Source organism: Micromonospora kangleipakensis, assembly GCF_004217615.1.
Classification (GTDB): Bacteria; Actinomycetota; Actinomycetes; order Mycobacteriales; family Micromonosporaceae; genus Micromonospora; species Micromonospora kangleipakensis.
Window position 1 is genome coordinate 2029155 of the sequence record NZ_SHLD01000001.1, and the last position, 26544, is coordinate 2055698.

General features: G+C 70.8%; 27 protein-coding genes. 17 read left to right on the top strand and 10 right to left on the bottom strand.

Features of this window, described 5'->3' with window-relative positions; genetic code table 11:
- Nucleotides 1–229 precede the first annotated feature (229 nt).
- The gene (locus EV384_RS09935; protein WP_207232572.1) at nt 230–1285 is read left to right on the top strand and encodes a magnesium and cobalt transport protein CorA; all 1056 of its coding nucleotides are present in this window, start codon (nt 230–232) and stop codon (nt 1283–1285) included.
- Between the two features lie 61 nt (nt 1286–1346).
- On the opposite strand, the gene EV384_RS09940 is transcribed toward EV384_RS09935, so the two are convergent.
- Together EV384_RS09940 and EV384_RS09945 are read right to left on the bottom strand one after the other, a co-directional pair.
- Nucleotides 1347–2492 carry a magnesium and cobalt transport protein CorA gene (locus EV384_RS09940; RefSeq protein WP_130332232.1) on the bottom strand — a complete coding sequence of 382 codons (1146 nt, stop codon included), beginning with the start codon at nt 2490–2492 and terminating at the stop codon, nt 1347–1349.
- Nucleotides 2493–2808: 316 nt separating this feature from the next.
- Nucleotides 2809–3621, bottom strand: coding sequence for a hypothetical protein (locus tag EV384_RS09945; RefSeq protein ID WP_130332234.1), 813 nt, complete (start codon nt 3619–3621; stop codon nt 2809–2811).
- 228 nt (nt 3622–3849) lie between these two features.
- Here EV384_RS09945 and EV384_RS09950 point away from each other — a divergent pair, with 228 nt between their 5' ends.
- Nucleotides 3850–4809 (top strand): VWA domain-containing protein, encoded by a 960-nt coding sequence (locus EV384_RS09950; RefSeq protein ID WP_130332236.1) that lies wholly within the window; start codon nt 3850–3852, stop codon nt 4807–4809.
- Between the two features lie 96 nt (nt 4810–4905).
- Here the strand turns inward: EV384_RS09950 and EV384_RS09955 are convergent, their stop codons facing one another.
- Together EV384_RS09955 and EV384_RS09960 are read right to left on the bottom strand one after the other, a co-directional pair.
- Entirely contained in the window at nt 4906–6630 is a 1725-nt protein-coding gene (locus EV384_RS09955; protein WP_242624000.1) for a substrate-binding domain-containing protein, read from the bottom strand.
- A 526-nt stretch (nt 6631–7156) separates the two neighbouring features.
- Nucleotides 7157–7936: a DUF427 domain-containing protein gene (locus EV384_RS09960; RefSeq protein ID WP_130332238.1), complete on the bottom strand. Its 780-nt coding sequence runs from the start codon at nt 7934–7936 to the stop codon at nt 7157–7159.
- A 354-nt stretch (nt 7937–8290) separates the two neighbouring features.
- Between EV384_RS09960 and EV384_RS09965 the strand changes: the two genes are divergently transcribed.
- Nucleotides 8291–9007: an IS6 family transposase gene (locus EV384_RS09965; protein ID WP_130340404.1), complete on the top strand. Its 717-nt coding sequence runs from the start codon at nt 8291–8293 to the stop codon at nt 9005–9007.
- 691 nt (nt 9008–9698) lie between these two features.
- Here the strand turns inward: EV384_RS09965 and EV384_RS09970 are convergent.
- The gene (locus EV384_RS09970) at nt 9699–10031 is read right to left on the bottom strand and encodes an NIPSNAP family protein (protein WP_130332240.1); all 333 of its coding nucleotides are present in this window, start codon (nt 10029–10031) and stop codon (nt 9699–9701) included.
- Nucleotides 10032–10293: 262 nt separating this feature from the next.
- Here EV384_RS09970 and EV384_RS09975 point away from each other — a divergent pair, with 262 nt between their 5' ends.
- From EV384_RS09975 to EV384_RS09995, 4 genes are all read left to right on the top strand, one after another.
- On the top strand, nt 10294–11187 hold the full coding sequence (locus EV384_RS09975; RefSeq protein WP_130330970.1) for an IS982 family transposase: 894 nt from the start codon (nt 10294–10296) through the stop codon (nt 11185–11187).
- A 519-nt stretch (nt 11188–11706) separates the two neighbouring features.
- Complete coding sequence (locus EV384_RS09985) at nt 11707–12072, top strand: ArsR/SmtB family transcription factor (protein WP_130332242.1); 366 nt, start codon at nt 11707–11709, stop codon at nt 12070–12072.
- 74 nt (nt 12073–12146) lie between these two features.
- Nucleotides 12147–13787, top strand: a complete 1641-nt coding sequence (locus EV384_RS09990) for a SulP family inorganic anion transporter (protein ID WP_242624452.1) — start codon at nt 12147–12149, stop codon at nt 13785–13787.
- Nucleotides 13788–13817: 30 nt separating this feature from the next.
- Nucleotides 13818–14135 carry a hypothetical protein gene (locus EV384_RS09995; RefSeq protein WP_130332244.1) on the top strand — a complete coding sequence of 106 codons (318 nt, stop codon included), beginning with the start codon at nt 13818–13820 and terminating at the stop codon, nt 14133–14135.
- Between the two features lie 104 nt (nt 14136–14239).
- On the opposite strand, the gene EV384_RS10000 is transcribed toward EV384_RS09995, so the two are convergent.
- Entirely contained in the window at nt 14240–14449 is a 210-nt protein-coding gene (locus tag EV384_RS10000; protein WP_165439904.1) for a DUF2795 domain-containing protein, read from the bottom strand.
- 423 nt (nt 14450–14872) lie between these two features.
- Between EV384_RS10000 and EV384_RS10005 the strand changes: the two genes are divergently transcribed.
- Together EV384_RS10005 and EV384_RS10010 are read left to right on the top strand one after the other, a co-directional pair.
- Nucleotides 14873–16057, top strand: coding sequence for an NAD(P)-dependent malic enzyme (locus EV384_RS10005; RefSeq protein ID WP_130332248.1), 1185 nt, complete (start codon nt 14873–14875; stop codon nt 16055–16057).
- Nucleotides 16054–16401 (top strand): ArsR/SmtB family transcription factor, encoded by a 348-nt coding sequence (locus EV384_RS10010; protein WP_130332250.1) that lies wholly within the window; start codon nt 16054–16056, stop codon nt 16399–16401. Before EV384_RS10005 ends, EV384_RS10010 begins: the two co-directional genes overlap by 4 nt.
- Nucleotides 16402–16562: 161 nt before the next feature.
- On the opposite strand, the gene EV384_RS10015 is transcribed toward EV384_RS10010, so the two are convergent.
- The 3 genes from EV384_RS10015 to EV384_RS10025 are packed head-to-tail and all read right to left on the bottom strand — an operon-like array spanning nt 16563 to nt 18171.
- Entirely contained in the window at nt 16563–17528 is a 966-nt protein-coding gene (locus EV384_RS10015; RefSeq protein WP_207232286.1) for an NAD(P)-dependent alcohol dehydrogenase, read from the bottom strand.
- The gene (locus EV384_RS10020) at nt 17525–17749 is read right to left on the bottom strand and encodes a helix-turn-helix transcriptional regulator (RefSeq protein WP_130332252.1); all 225 of its coding nucleotides are present in this window, start codon (nt 17747–17749) and stop codon (nt 17525–17527) included. Before EV384_RS10020 ends, EV384_RS10015 begins: the two co-directional genes overlap by 4 nt.
- Nucleotides 17743–18171: a hypothetical protein gene (locus tag EV384_RS10025; RefSeq protein WP_130332254.1), complete on the bottom strand. Its 429-nt coding sequence runs from the start codon at nt 18169–18171 to the stop codon at nt 17743–17745. The genes EV384_RS10020 and EV384_RS10025 overlap by 7 nt, the downstream gene beginning before the upstream one ends.
- A gap of 117 nt (nt 18172–18288) precedes the next feature.
- Between EV384_RS10025 and EV384_RS10030 the strand changes: the two genes are divergently transcribed.
- The 5 genes from EV384_RS10030 to EV384_RS10050 all read left to right on the top strand — a co-directional run bounded on the left by EV384_RS10030 (nt 18289) and on the right by EV384_RS10050 (nt 22495).
- Complete coding sequence (locus EV384_RS10030) at nt 18289–19557, top strand: RNA polymerase sigma factor (protein WP_130332256.1); 1269 nt, start codon at nt 18289–18291, stop codon at nt 19555–19557.
- Nucleotides 19558–19624: 67 nt separating this feature from the next.
- Complete coding sequence (locus tag EV384_RS10035; RefSeq protein ID WP_130332258.1) at nt 19625–20287, top strand: DUF998 domain-containing protein; 663 nt, start codon at nt 19625–19627, stop codon at nt 20285–20287.
- A gap of 1 nt (nt 20288) precedes the next feature.
- Nucleotides 20289–20660: a YciI family protein gene (locus tag EV384_RS10040; RefSeq protein WP_130332260.1), complete on the top strand. Its 372-nt coding sequence runs from the start codon at nt 20289–20291 to the stop codon at nt 20658–20660.
- A 101-nt stretch (nt 20661–20761) separates the two neighbouring features.
- Entirely contained in the window at nt 20762–21595 is an 834-nt protein-coding gene (locus tag EV384_RS10045; RefSeq protein ID WP_207232287.1) for a PPOX class F420-dependent oxidoreductase, read from the top strand.
- Nucleotides 21596–21601: 6 nt separating this feature from the next.
- Nucleotides 21602–22495, top strand: a complete 894-nt coding sequence (locus tag EV384_RS10050) for a hypothetical protein (protein ID WP_130332264.1) — start codon at nt 21602–21604, stop codon at nt 22493–22495.
- Nucleotides 22496–22512: 17 nt separating this feature from the next.
- Here the strand turns inward: EV384_RS10050 and EV384_RS10055 are convergent, their stop codons facing one another.
- Nucleotides 22513–22866, bottom strand: coding sequence for a nitroreductase/quinone reductase family protein (locus EV384_RS10055; RefSeq protein WP_130332266.1), 354 nt, complete (start codon nt 22864–22866; stop codon nt 22513–22515).
- Between the two features lie 186 nt (nt 22867–23052).
- On the opposite strand from EV384_RS10055, the gene EV384_RS34755 reads away from it, so the two are divergent.
- The 3 genes from EV384_RS34755 to EV384_RS10065 all read left to right on the top strand — a co-directional run bounded on the left by EV384_RS34755 (nt 23053) and on the right by EV384_RS10065 (nt 26462).
- Nucleotides 23053–23190, top strand: coding sequence for a hypothetical protein (locus EV384_RS34755; RefSeq protein ID WP_165439905.1), 138 nt, complete (start codon nt 23053–23055; stop codon nt 23188–23190).
- Nucleotides 23191–23440: 250 nt separating this feature from the next.
- On the top strand, nt 23441–24769 hold the full coding sequence (locus tag EV384_RS10060) for a hypothetical protein (RefSeq protein WP_130332268.1): 1329 nt from the start codon (nt 23441–23443) through the stop codon (nt 24767–24769).
- A 163-nt stretch (nt 24770–24932) separates the two neighbouring features.
- Nucleotides 24933–26462, top strand: coding sequence for a M1 family metallopeptidase (locus EV384_RS10065; RefSeq protein WP_130332270.1), 1530 nt, complete (start codon nt 24933–24935; stop codon nt 26460–26462).
- Nucleotides 26463–26544: the final 82 nt, after the last annotated feature.

The window sequence follows — 26544 nt, forward strand, 5'->3', positions numbered from 1 at the left end:
TCGGCACGCCCACGGCCGAGCCACGCCGGTGAGATCGTCGGGCCGGCAGGTGTGGACGGCCTCGAACCCGGGCGGTCACATGGGGGGCACTGACGCGGTGGCAAGCGGGCCGTACCGTATCGAACCGGTGGCGCATCAACGAAAAGGACGACGGATGGCCTATCGGTGGCGAGGCGGCGACGGCGTGGGCGGTTCCCTGTCCGGTCTGCTGGCCGGCGCCCTGGGCCGCATGGCGCCGAGCGTGCCCGTGGATGCGTACCCGGAGGGTACCGAGCGGCGGCGGGGCCTAGATGCGGTGGTCGACTGCGCCGTGTATGTGGGTGGGCAGCGTCAGCCGGGTAACGGGCACTACGCGGAGGCGTTCGCCCGGGCCCGCCGCCGGCGGGACGGTTTCGTGTGGCTCGGGTTGCACGAGCCGGGTGCCGCCCTGATGGGTGAGGTGGGACGGACGTTCGGTCTGCACGAGTTGACCGTGGGGCAGGCGTTGGCGCAGGGCCACCGGCCGGCCGTGGAGCGGCACGGCGATGTCACGTTGCTGGTGTTGCGCACCGCCCGGTATGTCGAGCACGCGGAGTTGACCGACACCTCCGAGGTGGTGGACACCGGGGATGTGATGGTGCTGGTCGGGCCGCGTTTCGTGATCACGGTCCGGCACGGGGCGGCGGGAGCGTTGACCGCCGTCCGCGCCGACCTGCAGCAGCGGCAAACGCTGATGGCCCACGGACCGTGGGCTGTCGCGTACGCGGTCTGCGCCCGGATGGTGGACGTCTACCTCGAGGTGGCCGGGCACGTCGAGAAGGACCTGGAAGGGCTGGAGGAGACGGCGTTCGCCCGCGGCAGCGGCGCCGACGTGCAGCAGATCTACCAGCTGAAACGGGAACTGGTGGAATTCAAGCGGGCGGTGCTGCCGTTGCAGGATCCGCTGCGGCAGCTGGTCGAGCAGCACCGCGGCGACATCCCGGACGGGCTCGGGCACTACTTCGTCGACGTCACCGGTCGGCTGGCGCGGGCGGTCGACCGGCTCAACGCCTTCGACGACCTGCTGAACTCGATCCTGCAGGCCCGGCTGGCGCAGGTGACCGTGGACCAGAACAACGACATGCGCAAGATCGCATCGTGGGCGGCGATCGCGGCGGTGCAGACCGCGATCGCCGGGATCTACGGGATGAACTTCGATCACATGCCGGAGTTGCACTGGACGTACGGCTATGCGGCCGCGCTCGGCGTCATGGCCGCGGCGGGCCTGACCCTGCACCGGTTGTTCCGCCGTTCCGGCTGGCTGTGAAGAGCGTGAATGGCAAGGTCGGCCCCGCCACCGGCAATGGCAGGACCGCCCTTGCTGGGTGTCACAGCCAGTTGCGGCGTTTGAAGATGAGGTAGAGGCCGCCGCAGACCAGGGCCATGAGGACGACGGCGAACAGGTAGCCGAAGCGCCAGTGCAGTTCGGGCATGTGGTCGAAGTTCATGCCGTAGACAGTGCCGATGAGAGTCGGGGCGAACAGGATTGCCGCCCACGAGGAGATTCGTTTGATCTCCTCGTTCTGTTCGTAGCTGGCGGCCGTGAGGCTGCGCATCTCCTCGTTCTGCTGCTGGGAGACGAGGGTGGCGTTGACGGTGAGGATGTTCTGCAGCAGGTGCCGGAACCCGTCGACGCGTTCCACCACCTGGGTCAGGTGGTCGGCCACGTCACGTAGGTAGCGTTGCAGTTCCTCGTCGGTGCCGTACTTGACGAACCCGGCAGCTAGGGCGTCGAGGACGCCGAGCATCGGGCGGGCGGCGCGCTGGAAGTCGATGACCTCGCGGCTGAGTTCGTAGATGCGCCGGCTGACCTTCGGGTCGCCCCCGAAGACCTCCGTCTCGATCTCGTCGATGTCGTTCTCCAGGCCGGCGACGACGGGGGCGTAGCCGTCGACGACCTGGTCGAGGATCGCGTACAGGACCGCTTCGGGGCCGCGGGCCAGCATCTGGGGGTCGGATTCCATCCGCTGCCGGACCGCGGCGAGGTCGGGGGCCTCGCCGTGGCGCACGGTGATGACGAAGCCGGGGCCGACGAACAGGTGCAGCTCGCTGAACTCGACCTCTTCGAGAGCGTCGACGTAGCGGGCGGCGCGGAGCACGACGAACAGGGTGTCGCCGTAGCGCTCCAGCTTGGGCCGCTGATGGGCGGTGATGGCGTCCTCGACGGCCAGGTCGTGCAGCTTGAACTCCTGCGCCAGGGACGTGATCTGGTCGGCGTCGGGCCGGTACAGCCCGATCCAGGCCATCGCGTCGTCCTGCTCGTGCAGGCACTGGTAGGTCTCGGCCAGGGTGGCCGGGGAGGCGTAGCGGTGCCCCCGGGTGTAGACGGCGCTGTCGACGAGGCGGCTGGCGGCGGGCTGCGGGGCGGGTACGACCGGCTGCACGGCGGCGGGCTCGGCCGTGTCGGTGCCGTTCCTGCTCAGCCGGCGCCCGAGCGCGGTACTAAGGGGAAAATTGCGGCGCTTCGCGGGCATGGGAGCTCCTCGGCGAGGGGGCGAGCGGACAGCGCCCCTGCACCGGCGGCTGGTCAGCGTGCGGTGGCCGGAGGGGCGGTCGTGACGGGTGTGGTGGCGGTACTGGGAGGTTCGCTGCCCATCGCGGTGACCACCTCCCTCCGACGAGTGCCTACGCGCGCCGCGAGTCTACCGACGCTGCGACGGTCCGCTCCGGCCCCCGTAACCCGTCCTCACATGATCGAAGGCCACGCCGCCGCGACGCCCTGTGCACCGAGCAGGGTTTACCCTGCCGGTGGCCGGCGACACTCCGGGTCGGGGCAAGGGTGGGCCGTGTTCAGCAGGTGGTGGTGTACCGGACGGTGACGGCGGTGTTGTCGTCGGAGGCCGCGACGATGACCGAGACGGGGCCGTCGCGGTAGGAGACGCGGTTGGACGCGGAGGTAAACAGCCGGGCCCCGCCAGGCAACCGGGCCCGCAGCCGACCGGCCAGGTCCGCGCTGTCCGTGGGCTGGCTGAGCACGGCGAGGGTCGCCAGGCTCCCACCCTGCGGGCAGGTCACGCGGTGCTGGCGTACCTCGCCAGGCCGGGCGGCGATGGCCGACAGCAGCCCGTTGACCACCTCTGTGGCGGGGCCGCCGGTGGCGTCCGGTGCGCCGTCGGCGGGTTGCTTCCCGCCGGTGCAGCCGGTCCGCGCTCGGGCGGTCACCCAGCCCGGGCCGAGTTGCCTCACCGACAGCCTCACCCCCGTCCCGATGGTGGCCGTCAACGGTCCGGCGTTCCCGCCCGCCGCGGCGCCCCGGCGCGGTTGCCAGCCGGCCGGCAGGCTGCCGGCGATGCGGCTGATCAGGTCGTCCTCACCGCCGGGGTCGGTGTAGAGGTCGGCGCTGCGGGTGAACTCCCCACCTTTACGCACGGGGGAGATCCGGCAGGTGGCGGCGCGGAGCACGCCACTGATCGCCACGGCCGCCTGGTCCCCGGCGGCGGTCATGGTCACCGCGATCGCCTGGTCCATCGCGGGAATGTCGTCGGAGACCGTCGGCTGGCGGGCGCTGTCCCATCGCCACCACGCGATGCCCGCTCCGGCCAGCGCAGTGACCGCCGCCAGGGGCAGCGCCACGAACAGCAGCAGACGGGCACGCAGGGCCATGCCCCGAATTCTGCCTCACTCCCTCTGCGGGACGGGTCGTGCTGCGCCGGCTCCCATCGGCCGGATCCGGGGCAGTGCCGGGTTTGGTTGACGCCGGGACGGGGATGCCGCCGCCGTGACGGACACGCCGGACACCATGGCCACCCACGGCGATCGGGGCGCAACCGGCCCTCGCCGTCGCGGTCCGCGTCGCCTCTCACCGACGCCGGAACCGTCCGGCGGTGGCTCGTGACGTGGGAGTCCCCCGGCAGGCTGTGGCTGCTGCTCGGCATGGTCGGCCTCGCGGCCTATTACCTGGTCATGCAGCGGCGCAGGTCCCGGTATGTGGCGCGGTACACGAACCTGCGGCTACTCGACCGGGTGGCACCACACCGGCCGGGATGGCGCCGGCACCTACCCGCCGGGCTGTTCCTGATGATGCTGGCATTACTGGTGCTCGGCTTCGCCCGACCCACCGCCGAGGTGCGGGTACCCAAGGAACGAGCCACCGTCATGATCGCCGTGGACGTGTCCACCTCGATGCTGTCCACCGACGTCGGGCCCAACCGGCTGAGCGCGGCGAAAGCGGCGGCCCACGACTTCGCCGACGCCCTCCCGGACAGCTTCAACGTGGGCCTGGTCGCCTTCGCCGGCAGCGCCGCCGTGCTCATACCACCCGGCACGGACCGGGCGGCCCTGCACGCCGGGATCCAACGGCTCGGCGAGGGCAGCACCGGCGTGCCGGGCACCGCGATCGGCGATGCCATCGACACCAGCCTGCAGGCGGTGAAAGCGCTCGACGCCGCGGCGGCCAAGGACCCACCACCGGCGCGGATCGTGCTGCTCTCCGACGGGGCGAACACCGCCGGACTCGACCCCATGGAGGCGTCCACCCGGGCGGTGGCGGCGAAGGTGCCCGTGCACACGATCGTGTTCGGCACCGCGGAAGGCACCGTGGAGTTCGGCGGGCGGGCAGTCCAGGTGCCCGCCGACGGCCAGACACTGCAGGCGGTGGCCAAGCAGACCGGCGGCGAATTCCACGAAGCGGCCACCACCCGTGAGCTACGCGGCGTCTACGGCAGCATCGGCACGTCCGTCGGGTACCGCACCGAACGTCAGGACATCTCCGCCCGGTTCATCGGCTGCGGACTGCTGGCCGCCATGGCCGCCGCCACAGGTTCGATGATCTGGTTCCGCCGCGTGCCCTGAACCGGCCGGCGACCGGCCAAACCAGTCGCGGGTCCGGCCGGCCAACAGTCGCTCCGGCAGGTCACCCGACCGCCCTGACGGAGGGATCGGTTGGTGTCAGCCCGTCGCGGGACGGAGCGAGATCGCCTTGAGGAAGACATCACCGATCATCGCCGGGTCTTTGGCAATGAGCACCCCGCCACCGGTGACCGCGGTGATCTTGTCCAGGGGGGCACGGTTCACCGCGTCACCCATACCCAGGATGATCAATTGCACCGGCCGGGTGGCGTCCTTGAGGGTGGTGAGCTGGCCTGTCAGTGCCTGCAACGAGATGCCGTCCGGGTCGTCGTTGCCGATGCCGTCGGTGAGGACCACCACCGAGTTCACCCGGCCCGGCTGCCAGTCAGCCTGCATCTGCTGGTAGGCAGCAAGGATCGTGTCGTACAGGCCAGTGTCACCCCGCGGCTTCGGGCGGATCTGACCGAGCGCGCCAACCATCCGCTCCCGCTGGGTCGACAAGGGGCCGATGGGCACCAGCTGGCGGTAGTCCCTCTCCCCGTCCAACCGCGTGGAGAAGATCCACAGACCGACCGCCCAGTCGTCGTTGAACAGCCCCAGTCCTCGTTTGGCCGCTTCCAGGGTGACCTGCATCCGGGTGGCGTTGCCCGCCGTCGGGACCTTGCCGCCCATGGTGCCGGACACGTCGATCACCGCGAGCATCTGCGCCGGAGCGACAACAGCCGACCAGGTGGACAACACCCGGTCCACCGACGCCGGGGGGACGACGACCCGTTCCGCACCTCCCGGGGACGAGGTGGGTGCCCCGTCAGGCGCGGCGAACCCCGCACCCGCGGCCCCGTCGGCGGGGCGAATCCCCAGCGGGCCGAGCCGGTCACGGAATCCACGACTGTCCAGCGCCCGGTACAACGCCTCAGCGGCAGATGCCCGGGTCGGGTCGATGCCGGGCATCACCGCGAAGGGATAGTCCAGCGACACCGGCGCCGGTTCCACGTACAACGCCGCCATGGGGACCAGCGGTTTGGCCGAATTGAACGCGATCACGTCCTCCTCCGACAGCACCGCCAGAGCCAGCCCCGAGCCCAGCGCCGCCGGGTCGGCCGACCGCGGGAACCGGGCCGTCAGGTCCTCGCGTACCTCGGAACGGCCATTGGCCAGCGCGCGCAGCGCCGCCATCGTCGCCTGCGGTGTGGCCGAACCCGCAGCCGCGCTCAGCGACAGCAGGCCGGACAGCCCGGCGGCGTCGCGGGTCGGCTCCACGAGGCCCGCGTTCAATCCGGCCCCGCTGGTGATCCGCGCCCGAAGATCCGCCCAGGTTAATTTCTTCTCCGGCCAGCCGAACCGTCCCGCCACCGGCTCCGGCACGGCCACCACAATCGGGCTACGGGCGATTGACGCATCGTTGGTCGGCGCGAACCCGGAGGCGGCCGACCGCAGCCGAGACAGCCAGGTCGAGGAATCCGGAATCCACACGTCCGGCACGGGCGTGGCCCCACTTCCCTGGCCCACCCCGGCCAGGCTCGCGCCGTGGCGGGCGGCGAGCACCGCCGCCACGTCGACCGGATTGACAGCGCTCACGGAGACCTGCACGCAGGCGCCGTCACCGTCTCGTGCGCGTTCCGCCAGGGCGCCAGCGACTGACAGGACTGCGGGGGCGATCTCCGGTGCGACGGCCACCGTCAAGGGCGTCTGGCCGGTACAGCCCGACGCGACCACCTGCCGCAGACCGATCGACACTCCACTCACCACGACGGTCAGCGCCACCGCCGCAGCAATGGCACCCAACTTCGGAAAACGTCTGACGTTGCGATGACGGCCCGGCACGGGCTACATCCTGACCATCCACACGCCAAGCTGCCAGGTCCGTTCGGTCGAATCCACGAAAAGCGCCCCAACCCCGTCACCTCCTGCGGTCAATCCATTCTCGTGAGTACGGACAACGGCGGACGCCCCGGCTCCTACCCGGGCCATTCCCACTCGCGGCGATCATCGTCGCCGCTGCGTCATCCATGGCAGCGAGGCGACCGGACTTGCCTTCGTGTTGGCAGGCCTCAGTCCTGGACGGACCGGTGCCACTCCTTCAGAGGTGGTAGGACCCCGATCACCAGAGCTGATCATCCCGGGCGACGCTGGCGCGTCTCCCCTGAATGCCGTCACCTACCCCGAGATGGCCGTGCGGGCCGGACCCGCCAGCACCGCCGGGCGAGGTACGGACGCTGGCGCACGGACCGGTACCCGCACCGCTACTTCGGAGCTGTGGAGCGCACCGGCACCAGCGGATTCCTGGACGAGGCCAACCTGATTCTCGTCGGCCAGTCCTGCCCATGACCGCCCCGGGCCGACCTCGGGTTCAAACCGTGATGTGCCGGCCGTCGACCTCGACGTGGACCTTGTCGGGATAGAAGCAGATGTGTTCGGCAGCCGCGATGCCCTCGGGCAGTGGGTGCGGCAGGCTCCACGCCGCGTCCGGCACCCGGTCGCCGTTGACGTCCAAGTGCCAGTGCTGCCCGTCGCCCTTGTACGGGCACTCGGAGACGGTGTCGCTGTGCTCCAGCAGGCCAAGGTCCACGTCGGCGAACGGCAGGTAGTAGCGGATTGGGGTACTGGTCTCGAACAGCAGCTTCGACCGGGTCGACTCGGCCAACACCCGCCCACCGTGGCGCACGAGCACCCGCCGCGAAGAGGACCGAACGTCGACCCGGTGGTACGGGTCACGGAGGTGGCCGTAGACCGGTTCGTCCTCCTCGAACCAGCGATCCATGGCGGAGAAGTCCACGGTGACGAAACCGTCCAGCGGCGGCCCGTCCTCGCCGGTGTGCTGGTAGGCGGTGACGGCACCGGGTGCGGTCCGCGCCCCGACCTGGACGCTCCACCGCACCTCACCGCGGCCCCCCGGCTCGGTCACGGACAGCCGGTCTTGGGCGAGGTCGTCGAGGGGGTAGAAGTGCTGCGGCAGCCGGCCGGTCTCGTGCACGACGACCGCGCGTTCAGTGTCCAACACGGTCGCTCCGGCGAACACCGCCCGCAGCCGCCGGGGCCAGGGCTCCCAGTAGCGCACGTGCGCCGGTACCGGGAAGTCGAACGAGCCGCGCTGGCGCGCGAACGGGGCGTATCCGAAGGTCAGGGACATGGGGATACCTTTCTCCTCGCGACGGCGCGGCCGGCGGTGGCCGGTCCGGGGGCGCCGGCGGTGCACCGGCGACGAAACCCAGGCCGCCCGTGCCACCTGGGCCGCGACCGGGGGTGAGTAGCCGGGAGCCGTAGCGGCCACCGGTGTGGAAGCTGTGGCGGCCCCGGTTGACGGTGCGGCCGTGCTTGAAGGGGACAACGAGTGACGTCGCTGCCGAGTACGTCCAGTCGCAGCCGGGTACGGGCCTCGAACAGGGTGCTGAAGGGCAAGACCAGCGAACTCGACGGGGCCACTTGGCTCCACGGGCGCTGTTGCATTGGGCGTTTGGCACGATCGAGGCAGGCTTGAGCGGTGATGTCATCGACCCCCGCTCGTCCGTGGCTGCCGCCGGAGTCGGCGTTCGCCGGCTTCCGGTTCCCGTCCGAGGTGATCGTCATCGCGGTCCACTGGAACCTGCGCTACTGCCTGTCCTACCGGGATGTTGAGGAGTTGCTGGTCGAGCGTGGCGTGGAGGTCGACCACGTCACCGTGTACCGGTGGGTGCAGCGGTTCACTCCGCTGCTGGCCGACGCCGCCCGGTTCCGCCGACACTCGCCCGGCGATCGGTGGTTCGTTGACGAAACGTACGTCAGAGTCAACGGGGTCTGGCGGTACGTGTACCGGGCAGTTGACCAGTACGGGCAGGTCATCGACGTGCTCGTGTCGGCCCGCCGGGACGCCGACGCGGCCCGGCGGTTCTTCCGACGGGCGCTGTCGACTTTGAAGGTGACACCCCGCGAGGTGGTCACCGACGCCGCCGCGGTCTACCCCAGGGTGCTGGACGAGGTCATCCCCTCGGCATGGCACCACGTTGAGCAGTACGCCAACAATCCGATCGAGGCTGACCACAGCCAGCTGAAACACCGGTTGAAACCGATGCGCGGGCTACGGACCGACCGAACAGCGCAGGTGATCATCGCCGGACACGCCTTCATGCAGAACCTACGACGCGGCCACTACGAACTCGGACTCGACGCCCCACCGGCTCTGCGGGTAGCAATGGCGTTCACCGACCTCGCCCAGGCGATCTGACCCCGGACCCAGTACGGGGCGACACGTCCGTCGATCCCACAAAGCAACAGCGCCGGTCCGTTCGGTCGAATCCACGACAGAAACGGAGAACGGGGGAACCCTCGGCCCCGACCGGGGCAATCCACTCGCGACGATCGCCGTCGTCGCAGACCAGCGAGAGCACCTCACTACGCGATCCCGCCCGCTTCGCGTCCTTCGGGCTACCCGGCGCGCCGTCCGGAGCTGACCGGCCCCGGCAACCGGGGCGGCAGCCGGGCCGCGACGACCAGCAGCAGCACCAGCCCGTGCTCGTCGGCGGACACCGGCCCATCCCGAGGACCCCGGCGGGACCTTCCACGGCGTATCGCCGGCGTGAAAACGGGGCGGGAGAGCGCATAGGCGGCGTCAAGGACCTTGTCCAGGGCCGGCGGAGTGGGGTCTGCTGGACCGGGTCGGGGCGACGGAACCCGATCAGGTGAGAAGGACGACGGTGACCAGGTCGACTCGGCGTTTCCCGGCGCGCACGCTCGTGTCGCGGCCTGGTCGGTGTGCGGTCGGTGCGGACCAGCCGCCCGTCTGGAACCTCGTGACGGGAAGATCTGCGGCGCCGAGACGGCGCGATGGCTTAATGCAACAGCGCCGCCGTTTAGCCAGGTCGCTGGCCATGTGAACGGCGTAGAAGTGTCTTCCGCAGTCGCTTCGGCGGCGGGTGTCATCGCCGCTGGAGTGCCTGCACGATCTGTTCCGAAGTCTCGAGGACTATCGTGTGATAGCTGTCGATCCGGGACACGATCGCCTCGCGGGGGCCGAGCCGCCAGGCGTCGCTGCCGTAGAACCTTTCCTCCTGCTCGCGGTGCGCCTCAAGGGACGCGAACGCGCGAATCAGGTAGGCCTCCTCGTCGTCCTCGGCTACCAGTGACGCGCCGCAGTCCACCACCCAGATACCGGACTCCTCCAGCAGCGGCACGGACTCCTCCCGCATGACACGAACAAACTCGCCGCCGGTGCCTGGCTTCAACCGATACGTGCGGATCTCAAGAATCACGGGCAGCCTTTCTACGGCATCCGGTGCGCCAGATGATGTTGGCTCGCGGGTAACGCCTCGACGCTAGCCGGCATCCCTGACACGTTGTGTCAGGGATGCCGGCGATCACCTCATGATCAACGGGTTTCGACCGACACCGGCCCGTCCCGGGTTACCAGCCGCCCGCCATCCCGGCACGCCTCAACTCAACCGCGCACTAGACGAGTAAGTCCGAAGTCCTTCGGGTCTGTGCAGACAGGCGAAGGGTGTTGAAGATCAGTTTGTGACGACCGACCTCAACACCCTTCTGACCGCACTGTACGTGAAGATCGATGACTGGCTGGGACGGCCGCCCCGGGCCGGACGGCCACCGCGGTTGTCCGACGCTGAGCTGCTGACCCTGGCAGTGGCGCAGGTCCTGCTCGGGGTCCGTTCCGAGGCCCGCTGGCTGCGGTTCGTCCCCGGTCACCTACCTGGCGCGTTTCCGTACCTGCCGGGCCAGTCCGGGTACAACAAACGCCTCCGGGCCGCGCTGCCGCTACTCAAACGCGCCATCCGAGCCGTCGCCGAGGACACCGACCTGTGGACCGACGGCGCCTGGGTCGTCGACTCGACCCCGGTGGAGTGCGGCCGGTCCCGGCCGACGGTGAAACGCTCGGGCCTGGCCGGGTGGGCCGGCTACGGCTACTGCGCCTCGCACTCGAGGTTCTTCTGGGGCCTGCGCCTGCATCTGGTCTGCACCCCGTCCGGCCTGCCGATCACCTGGGCCCTGGCCAACCCGAAAATCGATGAACGGCAGGTGTTGACCGCGATCCTTGAAGACGACCCGGACCTGATCTCGCAACGTCCCGGGCTGCTGATCATCGCGGACAAGGGCTACGTGTCCGCCGAGTTGGACCGCTGGCTGGCTGAGCGCGGAGTCCGGATGCTCCGCCCGTCCTACCGCAACCGCACACCACGACCCGGCGAACACCTCCTGAAACCGATCCGGCAACTCATCGAGTCGGTCAACGACACGCTCAAGGGCCAACTCGACCTCGAACTACACGGCGGACGCAGCATCGAAGGCGTCGCCGTCCGCGTCGCGCAACGCCTCCTCGCGATGACCGCCGCAATCTGGCACAACCGCACCACCGGCCAAGCCGTCACCAGGTCCCTGATCGCCTACGACCACTAACCAAGGAGTTCGGACTTACTCGTCTAGGTCGTCAGCCGTTTGGCCATGCCGATGGCGGCGTAGGGGACTTCGCCGAAGACAACGACTTTGGGGCCGGTGTGCGAGTCGAGCCGGGCGGCGCAATGCGCGATCACTTCGGGCCTCGGTCAGCGGGCCGCCGAACCCGGCTACCGCGGAGAGCACCGCCAAGCCGAACACCGCAGCCGAGGCCGCCAGCAACGTGGGCAACTGATCAACGGGCGCGGGCTCAGCCTGCCAGGCCTTACCGGGGGCGGGCCCGGGCCTATCTGGCGTTACTGAGCTCTGCAAATCCCACGGCGGATGGCGGGGATATTCGGGTATCAAGACCATCAGCTGAGCTGGGCCCGGCCGTTGCGCGCCGTCCTGGAGAAGTGTCACGCCCGCACCATGCGCGTGGGTTGTCGCCGGGGTGTCGAGGATCACTCCGGCCGGGGCCGCCGACTACGACTACATGAAGAGGTCTTCAATTGCCTAACTGCTAGTTGGCTGGGAGGGCGCGTGGCGCTGCCGCTGTACCAGAGGAAGGCGGAGTTCTTCCGGACGCTCGGGCATCCGGTGCGTATCCGGGTGCTGGAGCTGCTCGGTGATGGGCCGATGGCGGTGCGGGATCTGCTGGCCGATGTGGAGATCGAGGCGTCGAGCCTGTCGCAGCAGCTGTCGGTGCTGCGTCGGGCGGGGATCGTCACTTCCAGGCGGGACGGGTCGGCGGTTATTTACGCCCTTGCGGGTCCGGACGTGGCTGATCTGATGCGGGCGGCCCGCCGCTTCCTCACCGAGATGCTGGCAGGTCAGGCCGAGCTGCTTGAGGCGCTCCGTGAGGATCAGGCCAACGCCGACGACGAGCCGCTCCCGGTGCCGCGGTGAGCGCCGCCGCGCTCGCCCGCTCGGCCTGGCGCCGGGTGGCTGGCCTCCTGCCGACGAGGGCAGATCTCACGATGATGCGGCGGCAGCCCCGCCGTGACCTCGTCGCTGGGCTCACGGTTGCAGTGGTCGCGCTGCCCCTCGCCTTGGGGTTCGGGGTGTCGTCCGGCATGGGGGCGGCCGCTGGTTTGGCGACCGCGATCGTGGCGGGGATCCTCGCCGCGCTGTTCGGCGGGTCGAACCTGCAGGTGTCTGGGCCTACCGGGGCGATGACGGTGGTGCTGGTGCCGATCGTGGCGCGGTACGGGCCCGGCGGTGTGCTCACCGTCGGTGTGCTGGCGGGCCTGATTCTGCTGGCTCTGGCCCTGCTGCGAGCCGGTCGATATGTGCGTTACGTACCGGCGCCGGTGGTGGAGGGATTCACCGTGGGTATCGCTGCGGTGATCTTCCTGCAACAGGTGCCTGCGGCGTTGGGTATGCCGAACCCGGACGGCGAGAACGTCTTGTCGGTGGCCTGGCGGGCGCTGGTCGAGTTCGCCGGCCATCCGAACTGGCCCGCGCTGATATTGGCGCTCGGTGTGGCGGCGGTGATGCTGGCCGGGGCGCGCTGGCGCCCCACAGTGCCGTTCTCGCTGATCACGGTGGCCGTGGCTACCGTGGTCGGGCAACTGTTGTCGCTCGATGTCACCCGCATCGGTGTCCTGCCGGCCACTCTTCCCGCCCCCTCGCTGGGCTTTCTGGACCTGGCCGCCGTGCCGACGCTGTTCACCTCGGCGTTGGCGGTCGCCGCCCTGGCGGCGTTGGAGAGTCTGCTGTCGGCGACCGTCGCCGACGGCATGACCGTGAACCAGCGCCACGACCCGGATCGGGAACTTTTCGGTCAGGGGGTGGCGAACGTGGTGACCCCGCTGTTCGGCGGCGTACCGGCGACGGCGGCGATCGCCCGTACCGCGGTCAACGTCCGCTCCGGGGCCCAGTCGCGGCTCGCCTCGCTTACCCACGCGATTGCGCTGGCGGTGATCATGTTGGTGGCCGCCCCGCTGGTGGCCTACATTCCGCTCGCCGCGCTGGCCGGGGTGCTGCTGGCCACGGCTGTCCGCATGGTCGAGGTGGGTTCGCTGGCCGCGCTGGCCCGCTCGACCCGCTCCGACGCTCTCATCATGGCCCTGACCGCGATCGCCACCCTCGCCCTGGACCTGATCGCCGCCGTCGGGATCGGCCTCGTCCTCGCTGCCGCCCTGGCGATCCGCAAGATCGCGCGGGCGGCTCGGCTGGAGGAGGTCCCCCTCGACATCGCCGATCATCACGTCGAGGAGGCCGCCCTGCTCAGCGAGCACATCGTGGCCTATCGCTTCGACGGGCCATTGTTCTTCGCCGCCGCCCACCGGTTCCTGCTCGAACTGTCCGAGGTGGCGGACGTGCGGGTGATCATCCTGCGCATGTCGAGGGTGTCGACGATCGACGGCACCGGGGCGCTCGTGCTGCGCGACGCCATTGAACGTCTCGAACACCGTGGCATCACCGTCTACGTCTCCGGCGTACCGGCGGGACACGAGAAGACCCTCGACGCGGTCGGCGTCCTCGATCGGCTCCGCGCCGCAGGCCGCGTTTTTCCCGACACGCCAGAGGCGATCGCCGCGGCCCGAGGCCATCTGCGCCACACCGGCGTCCTGGCCACCGCAGAGCGGAACGTACTCGACCCGGCCGGACAGTCATGACGGTGGCGATACCGCGCCAGGAAGGCGGACGTGGCGATGGAACCGGCCCGGCGGGCGGCGTGGGACGCCTATCTGACCTTGCGAGTCGGCCTGCTACCTGACCTTGACGCGCTACCGGTGGAGGACCGTAGGGTCGCGGCGAAGCTGACCGGGCTCGCGGTCCGCATCCACCGGCACGCTCCGCTGTGGGCCGACTACGGCAGCAGGCTCGTCACCGTGGTCAGTCGTGCCCGGAAACTGCAGCGCGCCGGCGACCGTGCCGGCCTCACCGCCGTGCTGCGGGTCATGGTCCTGTGGCTGTTCAGACTCTCCCGGGGTGCAGTCCGACTGCCCGGCGCCCAGCAATAGCCGACCGGGGTGTGACATTGGAGGCTTGTCCCTGCGTAGGTGGCCGCTAGAGACGACGCCGACGGACAGGCACGCCCGGGCATCGGGAGCGGTGTGTGGCGCGATCAACCATCGATGGGTACATCGGCCAGGTGGTGCCACAAGTCGCGGATGCTCACGTATTGCTGGTCAGGCAGCCGCTGTAGCACCGCGATCACCTGCGGCCGGGCATGGCTGCTCGCGGCGGCGGCAAGCAGCTCAGCACGGCTGGCGCGGCCGGCGTCGAACGCCGTTGCGATGTGGCCGGCGAGTTCGGTGCGGGTGACTGAGGGCACGACTTCTCCTCGTTGGTTGCCGGCCGCCCATCGGCGCCGAGGGGGTTGCCGGCCGCGGGTAGTTCGGTTGCTTTGAGGCGGCATGGCCCGCCGTACGAGAGAAGGATCGGCGGGCCATGCCGGGTCAGGGCGCCGCTACGGCGCGGCGAGGTAACTGTGCACGGGGCGTCGGTTACGCCCGACAGGGGTTGCGGGCGGTCGATCGCCGAGCTTTGCCAAGAGCGGGGTCACCAGTCACGCCTTTGCGGGATCGGCTTCCTGACGCCCTCATGACTTGCTAACTTTAGCAAGTCATGAGATTAGCTTGGGCCGAAGGGCGCCGGGGCCGGGAGCTGGCTTACGCCGCGCCGGTCCGGGTGACCGACGGTCCGGGTGACCGACGCCTTGACGTCGCGGATCGCCGGTGAGTAGGCGACGTCACGGATGGATGCCGACAGCGGAGGCCGGGCACGGGTGCAACGGCGGCCGGACCAGTTGACGGCCGCAGGCAGGCCGCCGAACGAAGGCGGACGAGCTGACCGGGCGGCGGACGAGGTGACCGGGCGGCGTAACCGCGTGGCGGTGGTGACTGACGGCACGGCGGTGCTGGGCCTGGGTGATGTGGGGCCGGCGGCGGCGTTGCCGGTGATGGAGGGCAAGGCGGCCCTATTCGTCCACCTGGCCGGGATTGACGCGGTGCCGATCTGCCTGGCCACCAAGCACCCGGACGAGTTCGTGTCGGCGGTGCGGGCTCTGGCCCCCTCGTTCGGGGGGATCGACCTGGAGGCGATTGCCCCGCCGGCCTGTTTCGAGGTGGAGCGGCGATTGCAGGAGGCGCTGGACATTCCGGTGTTCCACGACGACCAGCACGGCACCGCGATCGTGGTGCTGGCCGCGCTGCGCAACGCGTTGCGGGTGGTGGGCAAGCGTGTGGAGTTGGCGCGGCTGGTGGTGGTCGGGGCCGGGCCGGCGGGGACGGCGACGGCGAGGTTGCTGGTGGCGGGCGGCGCCACCGACGTGGTGGTGGTCGTCCGGGGCGGGGTGCTGCACCACGACGACATGCCCCGGTTGCCGCTGCACGAGGCGCGGCTGGCCGGGTTGACCAACCGGCGGCGGGTGCGTGGTGGGCTGGCCGATGCCCTGGCGGGGGCGGACGCGGTGGTGGGGTTGTCTCGGGCGGGGGTGCTAACCCGGGAGTTGGTGGCGTCGATGGGCGAGGCGCCGGTGGTGTTCGCGTTGGCCGCCCCGGAGCCGGAGATCCGTCCCGAACGGGTGAGTGACATCGCCGCGGTGGTGGCCACCGGGCACGTCGACTACCCGAACCGGGTCGACAACGCGCTGGCGTTCCCGGGGGTGTTCCGGGGTGCGTTGGATGCGCGGGCGCCGCGGATCACGATGCCGATGCGGCTGGCCGCCGCTGATGTGCTGGCCGGGCTGGTGCCCCGGGAGGCGCTGTCGACCACCCGGCTGCTGCCCGAGGTGCTCGACGGGCAGGTGGTGCCCACGGTGGCGGGGGCGGTGGCCGCGGTCGCGGCCGAGCGGCGGCGCCGTGTCGATCCGGCGGCCGGTGGCGTGCCCCGGCAGGACGCGGCTCGTAACGTGTCCCCGCAGGAAGGGGTGGGCCCGTGAGCACGCCGTTGTATCAGGCCAAAGCTGAGTTTTTCAAAATTTTGGGGCATCCGGCGCGGATCCGGATCCTCGAACTCCTCGCCGAGCGGGAGCACGCGGTGTCGGAGCTGCTGCCGCAGGTGGGTATCGAGGCCGCGCACCTGTCGCAGCAGTTGGCGGTGCTGCGCAGGGCGAACCTGGTGGTGACCCGCCGGGACGGTTCGACCGTGTACTACTCGCTGGTCAGCCCACACGTGGCCGAGTTGCTGGCGGTGGCGCGGCGGATCCTGACCGAGGTGTTGACCAGTCAGGCCGAGTTGCTGGGTGATCTGCGTGCCGCGACCGAGCGGGCTGAACCCTCGTGAGCGAGCGGTCAAGGCCAGCAGCAGGGTCGCGTTGTTGCCCCTCACGAAGACGGGCGGAATGGCGTCGGTGACAGGGAGTGGACGTTGGGGCTGATAGGCAAGATCCGCAGCGTGGGTCGGGTGGCCGAAGGGACTCGAACCCCTAACCTTCTGATCCGTAGTCAGATGGCGATGACCACCTTGCCGGTGGCGTGACCGCCCTCGACGTGCCGGATCGCGTCGGGGGCCTCGGCCAGGGAGAAGGTCCGGTCGACCACCGGCCGAACCTGCCCGGCCTCGATGAACTCCGTCAACGCCACCAGGTTCGCCGTGCTCTCCTTGGCCACCAGCGGCACCAGCCGTTGACCGACGAGGGGTGACACCGCCAGCGCCCGGAGTTGCCGGTCGAAGCCCTGCAACCACTTCCCGTCGCTCGCCTCCCCACCTACCAGGACGAGCGCCCCCTTCGGCGTGAGCGCCCGGCGCAGCCGGGACAGCGGCCGGTTGCCGCCGGTGTCGATGACGACGTCGTACCGCTGGTCGGGGAGGTCCTCGCGGGTGTAGTCGACCACCTCCGCCGCGCCGAGGGAGCGGACCAGGTCGAGCTTGCCGGGCCCGCAGACGCCGGTGACGTGCGCGCCGGCCGCGCGGGCGAGCTGGACGGCGTACGAGCCGACGCCGCCGCCGGCGCCGATGACCAGGACCCGCTGGCCGGGGCGTACCCGGGCGGCGTCGCGGACGGCGGTGAGCGCGGTCTGCCCGGAGACGGGGACGGCCGCGGCCTCGGCGTAGGTGAGGTTGGCGGGTTTCTGGGCGAGCCGGTCGGCGGGGGCGAGGGCGTACTCGGCGAAGCTGCCGGCGCCGGTGCCGTAGACCGCGTCGCCGGGGGTGAACCCGGTGACGCCGGGGCCGACGGCGGTGACGAGGCCGGCCAGGTCCAGGCCGGGGACCCGGTTGCGGGGGCGGCGCAGCCCGAAGCCGAGGCGCAGCGCGTAGGGCAGGCCGGTCATCAGGTGCCAGACGCCGGGGTCGACGCCGGCGGCGCGGACCCGCACGAGCACCTGGCCGGGGCCGGCGGTCGGCGGGTCGACGTCGGCGAGGCGGAGCATGTCGGCCGGGCCGTACCGGTCCTGGACGATGGCCTTCACGATTCCTCCTGCGGGTACTGGAACACGTCGGTGAGGGGCACGGCGAAGACGGCGGCGATCTGGAAGGCCATTTCCAGCGAGGGGGAGTAGCGGCCCTGTTCGATGGCGATGACGGTCTGTCGGGTGACGCCGATCCGGCGGGCCAGCTCGGCCTGGGTCATCTCGTCGTGGGCGAAGCGCAGCGCCCGGATGGTGTTGGTGATCCGGGTCGGCTTCACCACGACTGGAACCCCCGCCGGTAGGCGACGATCTTCGCGACCGAGCCGACCACCGCCGACAGCACGAAGCAGAGGTAGATGACGTTGGCGATCCAGAACTGGTCCCAGTCGGCGAGCGCCATCGCCAGGGCCGCGACTCCGCCGACGATCACGAAGGACTGGCCGATGTACTCGCCGAGCCGGTGGATCTCCCGGTCCCGCTGGTCCTTCTCGTTCGCCCCCTCGGGCGACACGATCGAGACCACGATGTTCAGCGCGATCGACGCGACGATCGCGGCGGCCACCGTCGCCAGCAGCGGGCCCGCGTAGGAGACGTCCGCGAGCGGGTCACCGTCCGCGCGGCCGAGGACCACCATCACGTACGCGGCATAGCCGGCGACCGCCACCAGCGCCATGATCCAGGCGCGCTTCTCTTCGAAGGCCACCGAACTCTCCCCAGGTAAAGAATCTTTGACATCACGAGTGTCAAGCACAGCCGACACGATGTCAAGAATTCTTTACGTACTTGGAAAGGTCGGACCCGGCTGCTCTGATGAGTGGCCATGGGGGAGTCCGAGGCGCGGCACACCGTCGAGGCGGTCTGGCGGATGGAGTCCGGTCGGGTGGTCGCCGGACTGGCCGCGCTGGTCCGCGACGTCGGTCAGGCCGAGGAGCTGGCCCAGGACGCGCTCGTCGCCGCGCTGGAGTCGTGGCCGCGCGACGGCGTACCGGCCAACCCGGGCGCCTGGCTGATGACCGTCGGCAAGCGCCGGGCCATCGACGCGCTGCGCCGACGGCAGACCGAGGAGCGCAAGGTCGCCGAACTCGGCCGCGACCTCGACGGCGAGGAGTTCACCCCCGACTTCGACGCCGCCGTCGAGGAACGCATCGAGGACGACCTGCTCCGGCTGATCTTCGTCGCCTGCCACCCGGTCCTCTCCCCGATCGCCCGGGCCGCGCTCACCCTCCGTCTGATCGGCGGCCTCACCACCGCCGAGATCGCCCGCGCCTTCCTCACCACCGAGGCCACCGTCGGCCAGCGGATCACCCGCGCCAAGCAGACCCTCGCCACCGCCCGGGTGCCGTTCGAGGTCCCCGGCCCCGCCGAACGCGCCGAACGGATCGGCTCCGTGCTGGAGGTCATCTACCTGATCTTCAACGAGGGCTACTCGGCCACCGCCGGCGACGACTGGATGCGCCCGACGCTCACCGAGGAGGCGCTGCGCCTGGCCCGCATCCTGCAGGGGCTGATGCCCGAGGAGCCCGAGGTGCACGGCCTGGCCGCGCTGCTGGAGATCCAGGCGTCCCGCACCGCCGCCCGCACCGGCCCCGACGGGGAGCCGGTCCTCCTCAACGACCAGGACCGCAGCCGCTGGGACCAGCTGCTCATCCGCCGCGGGCTCGCCGCCCTCGACCGGGCCCGGGCACTCGGCGGCACCCCCGGCCCGTACGCCGTCCAGGCCGAGATCGCCGCCTGCCACGCGCGGGCGCGTACCCCCGACCAGACCGACTGGGCGCGGATCGCCGCCCTTTACGCGACCTTGGCTCGGCTCGTGCCCTCGCCCGTGGTGGAACTCAACCGGGCCGTCGCCGTCTCCTTCGCCGACGGCCCCGCCGCTGGGCTGGAACTGGCCCGCGCTCTGGCCGACGAACCGGCGCTGGCCACCTACCACCTGCTGCCGAGCGTGCTCGGCGACCTGCTCGCCAAGCTCGGCCGCCACGACGAGGCCCGGTTGGAATTCGAGCGCGCCGCTTCCCTGACAGGCAACGAACGGGAACGGGCGCTGCTGCTCGACCGCGCCGCCGCCTGCGACCGCCAGAAAAAATCTTGAGAGGTGATGTCGGATCCCGACCGACCCGATCGACGCGTCAGTGAGAGCCGATGACGAGGAGATCGAGATGACCAGTACGACGATGCCGCGAAGCGGGGTCGCCGGCGCCCTGTCGACGCGGACCCTGCTCGCGGCCGGAATCGCCACCGGGCCGCTGTTCGGGGTGGTGGCGACGGCCCAGGTGCTCACCCGGGACGGGTTCGACCTGAGCCGGCAGCCGCTCAGCCTGCTCGCCCTCGGTGAGCACGGCTGGATCCAGGTCGCCAACTTCGTACTCACCGGGTTGCTGGCGCTCGCCGGCGCCGCCGGGCTGCGACGGGCGCTGCGGGGCACGGTGGCCGGGAAGTGGGGCCCGGCGCTGGTGGCCGTCTTCGGCGTCGGCCTGGTCGTCGCCGGGGCGATGCCCTCCGACCCGAGCATGGGCTGGCCGGCCGGCGCGCCCGAAGGCTCGCCCGACTCGCTGAGCTGGCACGCCGTCGGTCACGGCGTCGGGGCCATGCTGGCCTTCGGGTCCCTCACCATCGCCTGCCTGGTCTTCGCCCGCCGGTACCTGCGCACCGGCCGGCGCGGCTGGGCGGTGTTCTCCCTGGCCTGCGCCCTGGCGACCGTCGTCGTCATGGCCTGGCCCGACCAGGACAGCATCAGCGTCCGGATGGCGCTGGGCTCGGTCTTCATCTTCGGGTGGCTCACCGCCGTGTCCGCCCAGACCCGCACCGAGAGGAATCACTGAGATGCGCTACATGATCATGCACAAGCTGGACGAGGAAGTCCCGGGCAACTTCGACCCGAGCCCCGAGTTCATCAAGACGATGGGTGCCTTCATCGAGGAGGTCGTCCAGTCCGGGGTGCTGCTCGCCGCGGAGGGCCTCTGCTCGAGCAAGGAGGAGGCGGCCCGGATCACCGTGGAGAAGGGCAAGACCACCGTCACCGACGGGCCGTTCACCGAGACCAAGGAACTCATCGCCGGGTTCGCGCTGGTCGACGTGCGGTCCCGGGAAGAGGCGGTGGAGTGGGGCAAGCGGTTCACCGACGTCTTCACTCAGCACGGGATCGACGTCGAGGTGGACGTGCGGCGGGTCCACGAGCAGTCCGACCTCGGCTGACCGAACCGAGCGCGGGCGGGTGCTCCCGACGGGGCACCCGCCCGCTCCGCTCGCCGGCTTCCGCCGCGTCACACCGATGACGGATGACTCGTCATCCAGGTATGAGAAGCATCGTTCGCGTCGTCGCAGGTCTGCTCGGCCTGGCGGCGGTGACCGTCGGCGTCTGGGCGCTGGGCTGGCCCTCCTCCTTCAGCTCGGCGGTGGGGTTTCCGCCGCAGGAGCACTTCGTGCACGACGTGGGGGCGTTCCAGCTCGGCATCGGGGTGACCCTGCTGCTGGCGCTGATCTGGGCGGACGCACTCGCCGTGGCGCTCGCCGGGTACCTGGTCGGCGGGGTGGCGCACACGGTGTCGCACGTTGTTGATGCCGACCTTGGCGGCAGTGCGACGCAGACCTGGCTGGTCGGGTTGTCGTCGCTGCTGGCCGCCGTGGCGCTGGCAATCCGCTGCCGGGAGCTGGGCTGGGTGGTGGGCACCGTCGATCCCGCGCCGTCGCCGGCCTGGGCACCGTTCACCCGGCAGAAGACCGTCGTGGTGACCACGTTCCGCCGCGACGGCACCCCGGTCGGCACGCCGGTGAGCATCGCGGTCGCGGGCGAGCGGGCGTACGTGCGCAGCTTCGAGCTGGCCTGGAAGACCCGGCGCCTCCGCAACAACCCCCGGGTCGCCGTGGCGCCGTCGACCACGCGCGGCACGCCGACCGGCCCGGCCATCGAGGCCACCGCCCGCCGGCTGACCGGAGCGGAGTACGACCGCGCCGGCCGGGCGCTGGTACGCAAGCATCCGATGCTGCACGGGGTGCTCGTGCCACTGATGCACCGACTCGGGCGACGCAAAACCGGCCGTACCGTCCACTTCGAGCTGACCCCGGTGACACCGACCGGACTTTCCGGAACCCTGACGGGGTCGGCGGACGTCGAAGGGGTGCGGAGGTGAGCGGGGATGGGCGGACGGCGCTGGTTGGTATGGGTCACCGTGGTGGCCGTGCTCGGTGGCTGCGGCGCGACCGGCAGCGGCCCCGGCGGGGATGACCTGGACAGGTTGCGCCAGCAGGCCCACGATGCCCTGACCCGGTATGACCAGGCGGTCCTCGACGCCGGTGGGGCGCAGAGCTTCGTGCCGGTCGGGGAGCTGACCGGCCAGCTCGGCGACTGGGAACCGGCAAACGGGGACACCAACAAGCAGGCATTGCTCGCCGGTCGGGTCTTCCCCGCCACGGCGCTGCCCACCGCCGGGCAACCGACGGGGAAGGTGGTCTGGGAGAACGGCAGAACGCAGCCGGTTCCCCTGATGTCGGCCGAGGAGACGCTCGCGCAGCTGAGAGCGGCGGGCAGCGAGGACTGCGGGTGCGTACCCCTCGAGGTCACCGCCGCGCGCCTGACCACGGTGCGGATCCCCACCACCCGTGGCCCCGCCACGGCCCCGGCCTGGGAGTACACCCTCAAGGGCACGGCGGTGCGGCTGACCCGGATCGCGGTCGCCCCCTCGGCTGCCATCGTGGTGACGCCGCCGCGGTGGGGTCCCGAGCAGCCGCACGGCGGCCTGGCGATCGAGTCGGCAACCGGGACCACGACGAGCCGGCGGCTGACCGTCGCCTTCACCGGCTCCCCGGGTCCCGCGAGCCATCCGTGCGGCGCCGACTACAGCGCGGAGGCCGTCGAGTCGGTCAACGCCGTCGTCGTGATCGTCATCGAGCACCGCCCCGCCGACGGCCCGGCGTGCGGGGATATCGGAGCGCGCCGCACCGCCACCGTCGACCTGGCGCAGCCGTTGGGGGAGCGGGCGGTCCTCGAGGTGCAGCAGGGCCTGCCGGTCGCGCTGACGCTCACCGGCTGACCCTCTTGACGGACTGGCTACATGAGCGAGACCTGGACGGCGACGTCGTGCTTCGGGTAGTGCGCCTCCACCTGATCCGCGCCGTACTTGTCGCGGAACATCTCCACGACGTGGCTGACCCGGTCGGGTTCGGTGATCGGGGTGGCGGTCGAGCTCAACGCCATTCCGTTCGAGGACACCTGGATCATCGGTGTCTGTCGGACGTTCTTGTACCACTGGCTGTCCGAGCCGGTTATCGGAACCAGGAAGACGCTCTCTTCTTCCTGCACGAACCACACGGGGTGCGAGATCTGCCGTCCGGTCTTCCGGCCGGTCACGGTGATCTCTACCTCGCTGGCGCCGTCAAGCGCTTCTCTCACGGCCTTGGTCACGGTGTCCTCCGAGAGTTTCCCCGACGTGCTCCCGCTTGCCAGGCTATGGACCTTCGCGGGAACTCGCCGCAGGTTCCGTGACCCCGGCAGCAGCACCCGTCACGGGCACATCAAGGGGCGCAGGAGCGATCGTGTGCACGACTGGTCCCGCCCGGCTTTGTGGCACGCCGACGATCGATCGCCATCATGGGACGACCCCGGGTCCGCTTCACCGGGCGCACCGAAGCCGACGCCGAGGCGGTGCTCGCCGCCGCCGCGGCGCACGACGCCTGTCTCAGCGGCGCACCCGCCGACTGGGAGATCCCGGCCGGGTGCGCAGCATAGGAGCAGGCCGGGGGCATCGCGGGTGCCCCTCGTCCGATGTGGCCGCTGCCGGCCACCGCCGCCGACACCGCGCCCACCGGCTGCATCCGGCCCGTCGGTCCATCCAGGAGTGGCGAACCGCCTCGTGGGTACACGAACAGTGATCGATCGGCTGCGGTGAGGAGGTGAGGGCGTGTCCTGGGCGAACCTGCGGAGTTATACCCCACGCCATGCCGAATCATCTTCACGAGAGGCGGCCCCGGTGACGGAGGTGGACAGGACCGATTCCGGTTGGCGTGCCCGCTGGGCGGCCCGCGAGAACAAGCGGCGGCGGCGCACCTACGAGGACCACGTCGAGGCCTGGTGCCTGCGGGGGGCTCGTCTGCAACGCCTGAGAGCCGCGGCCGAGGAGTTGCCGGTCGAATCGGCGGCCGGTCTGCCGGTGGGCCTCGCCGACGGCGAGGTCGTCGTCGCTGTGCAGCCGAAGGCGGAACTGGTGGAGGTCGACGACGGCCACGACGCGGACCTGCCCGTACCCGAACTCGCCGTCATCCCCGTCCGTTGGCCGAAGCGGGCGAACCGGTTGCCCAAGGGCCTGCGAGTAACCGACGCCGGCACCGCGGTGGTCACCGACCGCCGCCTGATCCTCCTGGGCCGCGAGAAACACCGCGAGTGGACGTACGCGCAGGTGAGCGACCTCGCGCACCACACGAGGGCGCCCATCACGCTGTTGCACACCATCGGCGGCCGGCCGGTTGCCGGGCTCCGCGTCCCCCTGGCCGCCGCTGCCCGCTTCCGACTGAGGCTGACCATGGCGCACGCCGATTTCATCGGTCAGCGCCGCGTCGTCCTCGCCCGGCTGGACGAGGCGGTGGCCGCCAACCGGCGGTCGCGGCCGCCGGCGCCGGTGGTCGCCACGGCGGAGCACGCCCCGGCGGCGGCCCGCCTCGCCTACCCCGCGGTCGTTGCGGCCGCCGTCGCGCTCATCGCCCTGCCCACGTACGCCATGACGGTCGCCTCGCCCGACCGCCCGCAGGGTGCCTTCCACAATGGGGGCGCACCCATCACGCCGGGTGCCCTCCCCGGCACCGAGACAGCGCCCAGCGCCGCTCCCACCCCCGACCCGCCGGCACCCAGCGCCGCTCCCGCACCCGACCCGCCGGCGCCCAGCGCCGCTCCCGCCACCGACCCGCGGACGCCCGGCACCACCGCTACCCGCGCGGCGGATCCTGATGTGAGCACCGGCGCGCCGGCCCCCGGTCCGGTCGACCTGGGCGCGCCCCGGCCCCTCCCGACCCGGGGCCTCATCGACCCGGCACCGGCCCCTACCGGCTCGCCGGGCAAGCCGATGCCGGCGGACCGGTGCGGGGCCCCGGAGAACCCGTACGGCTACAACTACTGCGGGGGTTCCCTCGTCCGTGACCCGGCTCCCGGCGTGTGCAGTTGGTTCGTCTGCGTGGACGGCTTCTGGCAGGGCAGGGGTTACCTGACCGTGTGCGAGGACGGCAGGGTCGGCATGGTGGGCGGCACGACCGGGACGTGCCCGGAGCGCGCCGGCAGGAAAGAGCCGGTGTACGCGTATCAGCCGGCCGGAGGCTGAGCGCTCACCCTGCAGGCTGCCGGAGGTCACGGTCTCCCCGAGCAACTCCGCCGACCTGCGCTGGGCAGCCCGCAGCCGCCGTAACGCCTGGGTAACTTTCGGTGCTCGCTGAGAGCCGGCTGTGAGAGGGTCGGAGGACTGCTGTCGAATCATGGGGGGTTCCATGAGGACACTGAGGACAAGACTCTCGACGACACTGGCGGCCGGGCTGACCATGGCCCTGCTGACCGGCGCGACCGCCAGTGCAGACCCCGGCGGCGGCGGGCATTTCCGGCCCGGCGCGCCAGGAGTCGGTGATCCGTACTTCCCCACCTACGGCAACGGCGGCTACGACGTTGCGCACTACGACCTGGCGATCCGTTACAACCCGGCGACCGACCTCCTGGACGGCCATGCGGTGATCCGGGCGACCGCGACCCAGAACCTGTCCAGCTTCAACCTCGACCTGGTCGGGCTGACGGTCGATGCGATCACCGTGGACGGCAAGCGGGCGCGGTGGTCACGGTCCGGCCAGGAGCTGACCGTCACGCCGCAGCGCAAGCTGCACGCGTCGCGTCCGTTCACGGTGGACGTCCGCTACCACGGCGTGCCTCAACCGTTCACGTTGCCCGGCACGGATATCGAGACCGGGTGGATGCACACCGACGACGGGGCCGTGGTGGCCGGTCAGCCGGAGGTGGCCGCCGCCTGGTATCCCGTCAACGACCACCCGCTCGACAAGGCCAGCTACACGTTCGCCATCACCGTGCCGGCGGGCCTGGCCGCCATCAGCAACGGCATCCACCTGGGCACCACCACCCGCAACGGCTGGTCCACGTGGCGGTGGCAGCAGACCACGCCGATGATCAGCTACCTGGCGACGGCGACGATCGGCCGGTTCCGGATAAGCGAGACCACGCACAACGGGAAGCCGATGGTCATCGCGGTGGACCCGGACCTTCCTCCCGGCCTCGCCGACGATGCGGTTGGTCGTACGGGCGAGATCACCGACTTCCTGGCGACGCAGTTCGGCCCGTACCCGTTCGAGGCCAACGGCGCGATCGTCGACGACTACGACAACCTGTTCTTCGCACTGGAGAACCAGACCCGGACCATCTACTCGAAGTACTTCTTCGCGCCGGGCGTCAACACCTGGGAGACGTACGTGGTCGCCCACGAGCTGGCCCACCAGTGGTACGGCGACAGCGTCGCAGTGCACTTCTGGCGCGACATCTGGCTCAACGAGGGCTTCGCGACATACGCCGAGTGGTTGTGGAGCGACCGGTTGGGCGAGGGCACGCCAAAGGAGATCTTCGACTTCCTGTACGCGCAGCCGCTGGACGCCGGTTACTGGAGCCCGCCGCCGGGCGAACCGGGCGTCAACGACCTGTTCGGCGGGAGCGTCTACGTGCGGGGCGCGATGACGTTGCAGGCCCTCCGGATGACCGTGGGCGACTCGGCCTTCTGGACCATCATGCGCACGTGGGCCGCGAGCAAGCGGGGCGGCAACGGCTCCACGCCGGAGTTCATCGCGCTGGCCGAGCGGATCTCCGGTGAGCAGCTCGACGCGCTCTTCGACGCCTGGCTGTTCCAGGGGGGCAAGCCGCCGTACCCGGGCAGTTCTGTTCTGGCCGCCAAGCGTGCCGAGGCATCGACGAAGGTCCCGCCAGCGGTACGGGCCCTACAGGAGCGCCTGGCGATCGGCAATCGCTGACGCAACGGATCGGGCGCCCGGCCGAGTCGGCCGGGCGCCCTCGCACGTCGAGACGTCCGAAAAGGATTGCTGGTCGACGGTA

Excerpts from the sequence above, each read along its gene's own strand:
- EV384_RS09935 (WP_207232572.1), top strand. The coding sequence starts at position 230 with ATGGCGCCGAGCGTGCCCGTGGATGCGTACCCGGAGGGTACCGAGCGG.
- EV384_RS09940 (WP_130332232.1), bottom strand. The coding sequence starts at position 2,492 with ATGCCCGCGAAGCGCCGCAATTTTCCCCTTAGTACCGCGCTCGGGCGC.
- EV384_RS09945 (WP_130332234.1), bottom strand. The coding sequence starts at position 3,621 with ATGGCCCTGCGTGCCCGTCTGCTGCTGTTCGTGGCGCTGCCCCTGGCG.
- EV384_RS09960 (WP_130332238.1), bottom strand. The coding sequence starts at position 7,936 with ATGTCCCTGACCTTCGGATACGCCCCGTTCGCGCGCCAGCGCGGCTCG.
- EV384_RS09965 (WP_130340404.1), top strand. The coding sequence starts at position 8,291 with ATGTCATCGACCCCCGCTCGTCCGTGGCTGCCGCCGGAGTCGGCGTTC.
- EV384_RS09990 (WP_242624452.1), top strand. The coding sequence starts at position 12,147 with ATGCGGCGGCAGCCCCGCCGTGACCTCGTCGCTGGGCTCACGGTTGCA.
- EV384_RS10005 (WP_130332248.1), top strand. The coding sequence starts at position 14,873 with ATGGATGCCGACAGCGGAGGCCGGGCACGGGTGCAACGGCGGCCGGAC.
- EV384_RS10030 (WP_130332256.1), top strand. The coding sequence starts at position 18,289 with ATGGGGGAGTCCGAGGCGCGGCACACCGTCGAGGCGGTCTGGCGGATG.
- EV384_RS10035 (WP_130332258.1), top strand. The coding sequence starts at position 19,625 with ATGACCAGTACGACGATGCCGCGAAGCGGGGTCGCCGGCGCCCTGTCG.
- EV384_RS10040 (WP_130332260.1), top strand. The coding sequence starts at position 20,289 with ATGCGCTACATGATCATGCACAAGCTGGACGAGGAAGTCCCGGGCAAC.
- EV384_RS10045 (WP_207232287.1), top strand. The coding sequence starts at position 20,762 with ATGAGAAGCATCGTTCGCGTCGTCGCAGGTCTGCTCGGCCTGGCGGCG.
- EV384_RS10050 (WP_130332264.1), top strand. The coding sequence starts at position 21,602 with ATGGGCGGACGGCGCTGGTTGGTATGGGTCACCGTGGTGGCCGTGCTC.
- EV384_RS34755 (WP_165439905.1), top strand. The coding sequence starts at position 23,053 with ATGGGACGACCCCGGGTCCGCTTCACCGGGCGCACCGAAGCCGACGCC.
- EV384_RS10065 (WP_130332270.1), top strand. The coding sequence starts at position 24,933 with ATGAGGACACTGAGGACAAGACTCTCGACGACACTGGCGGCCGGGCTG.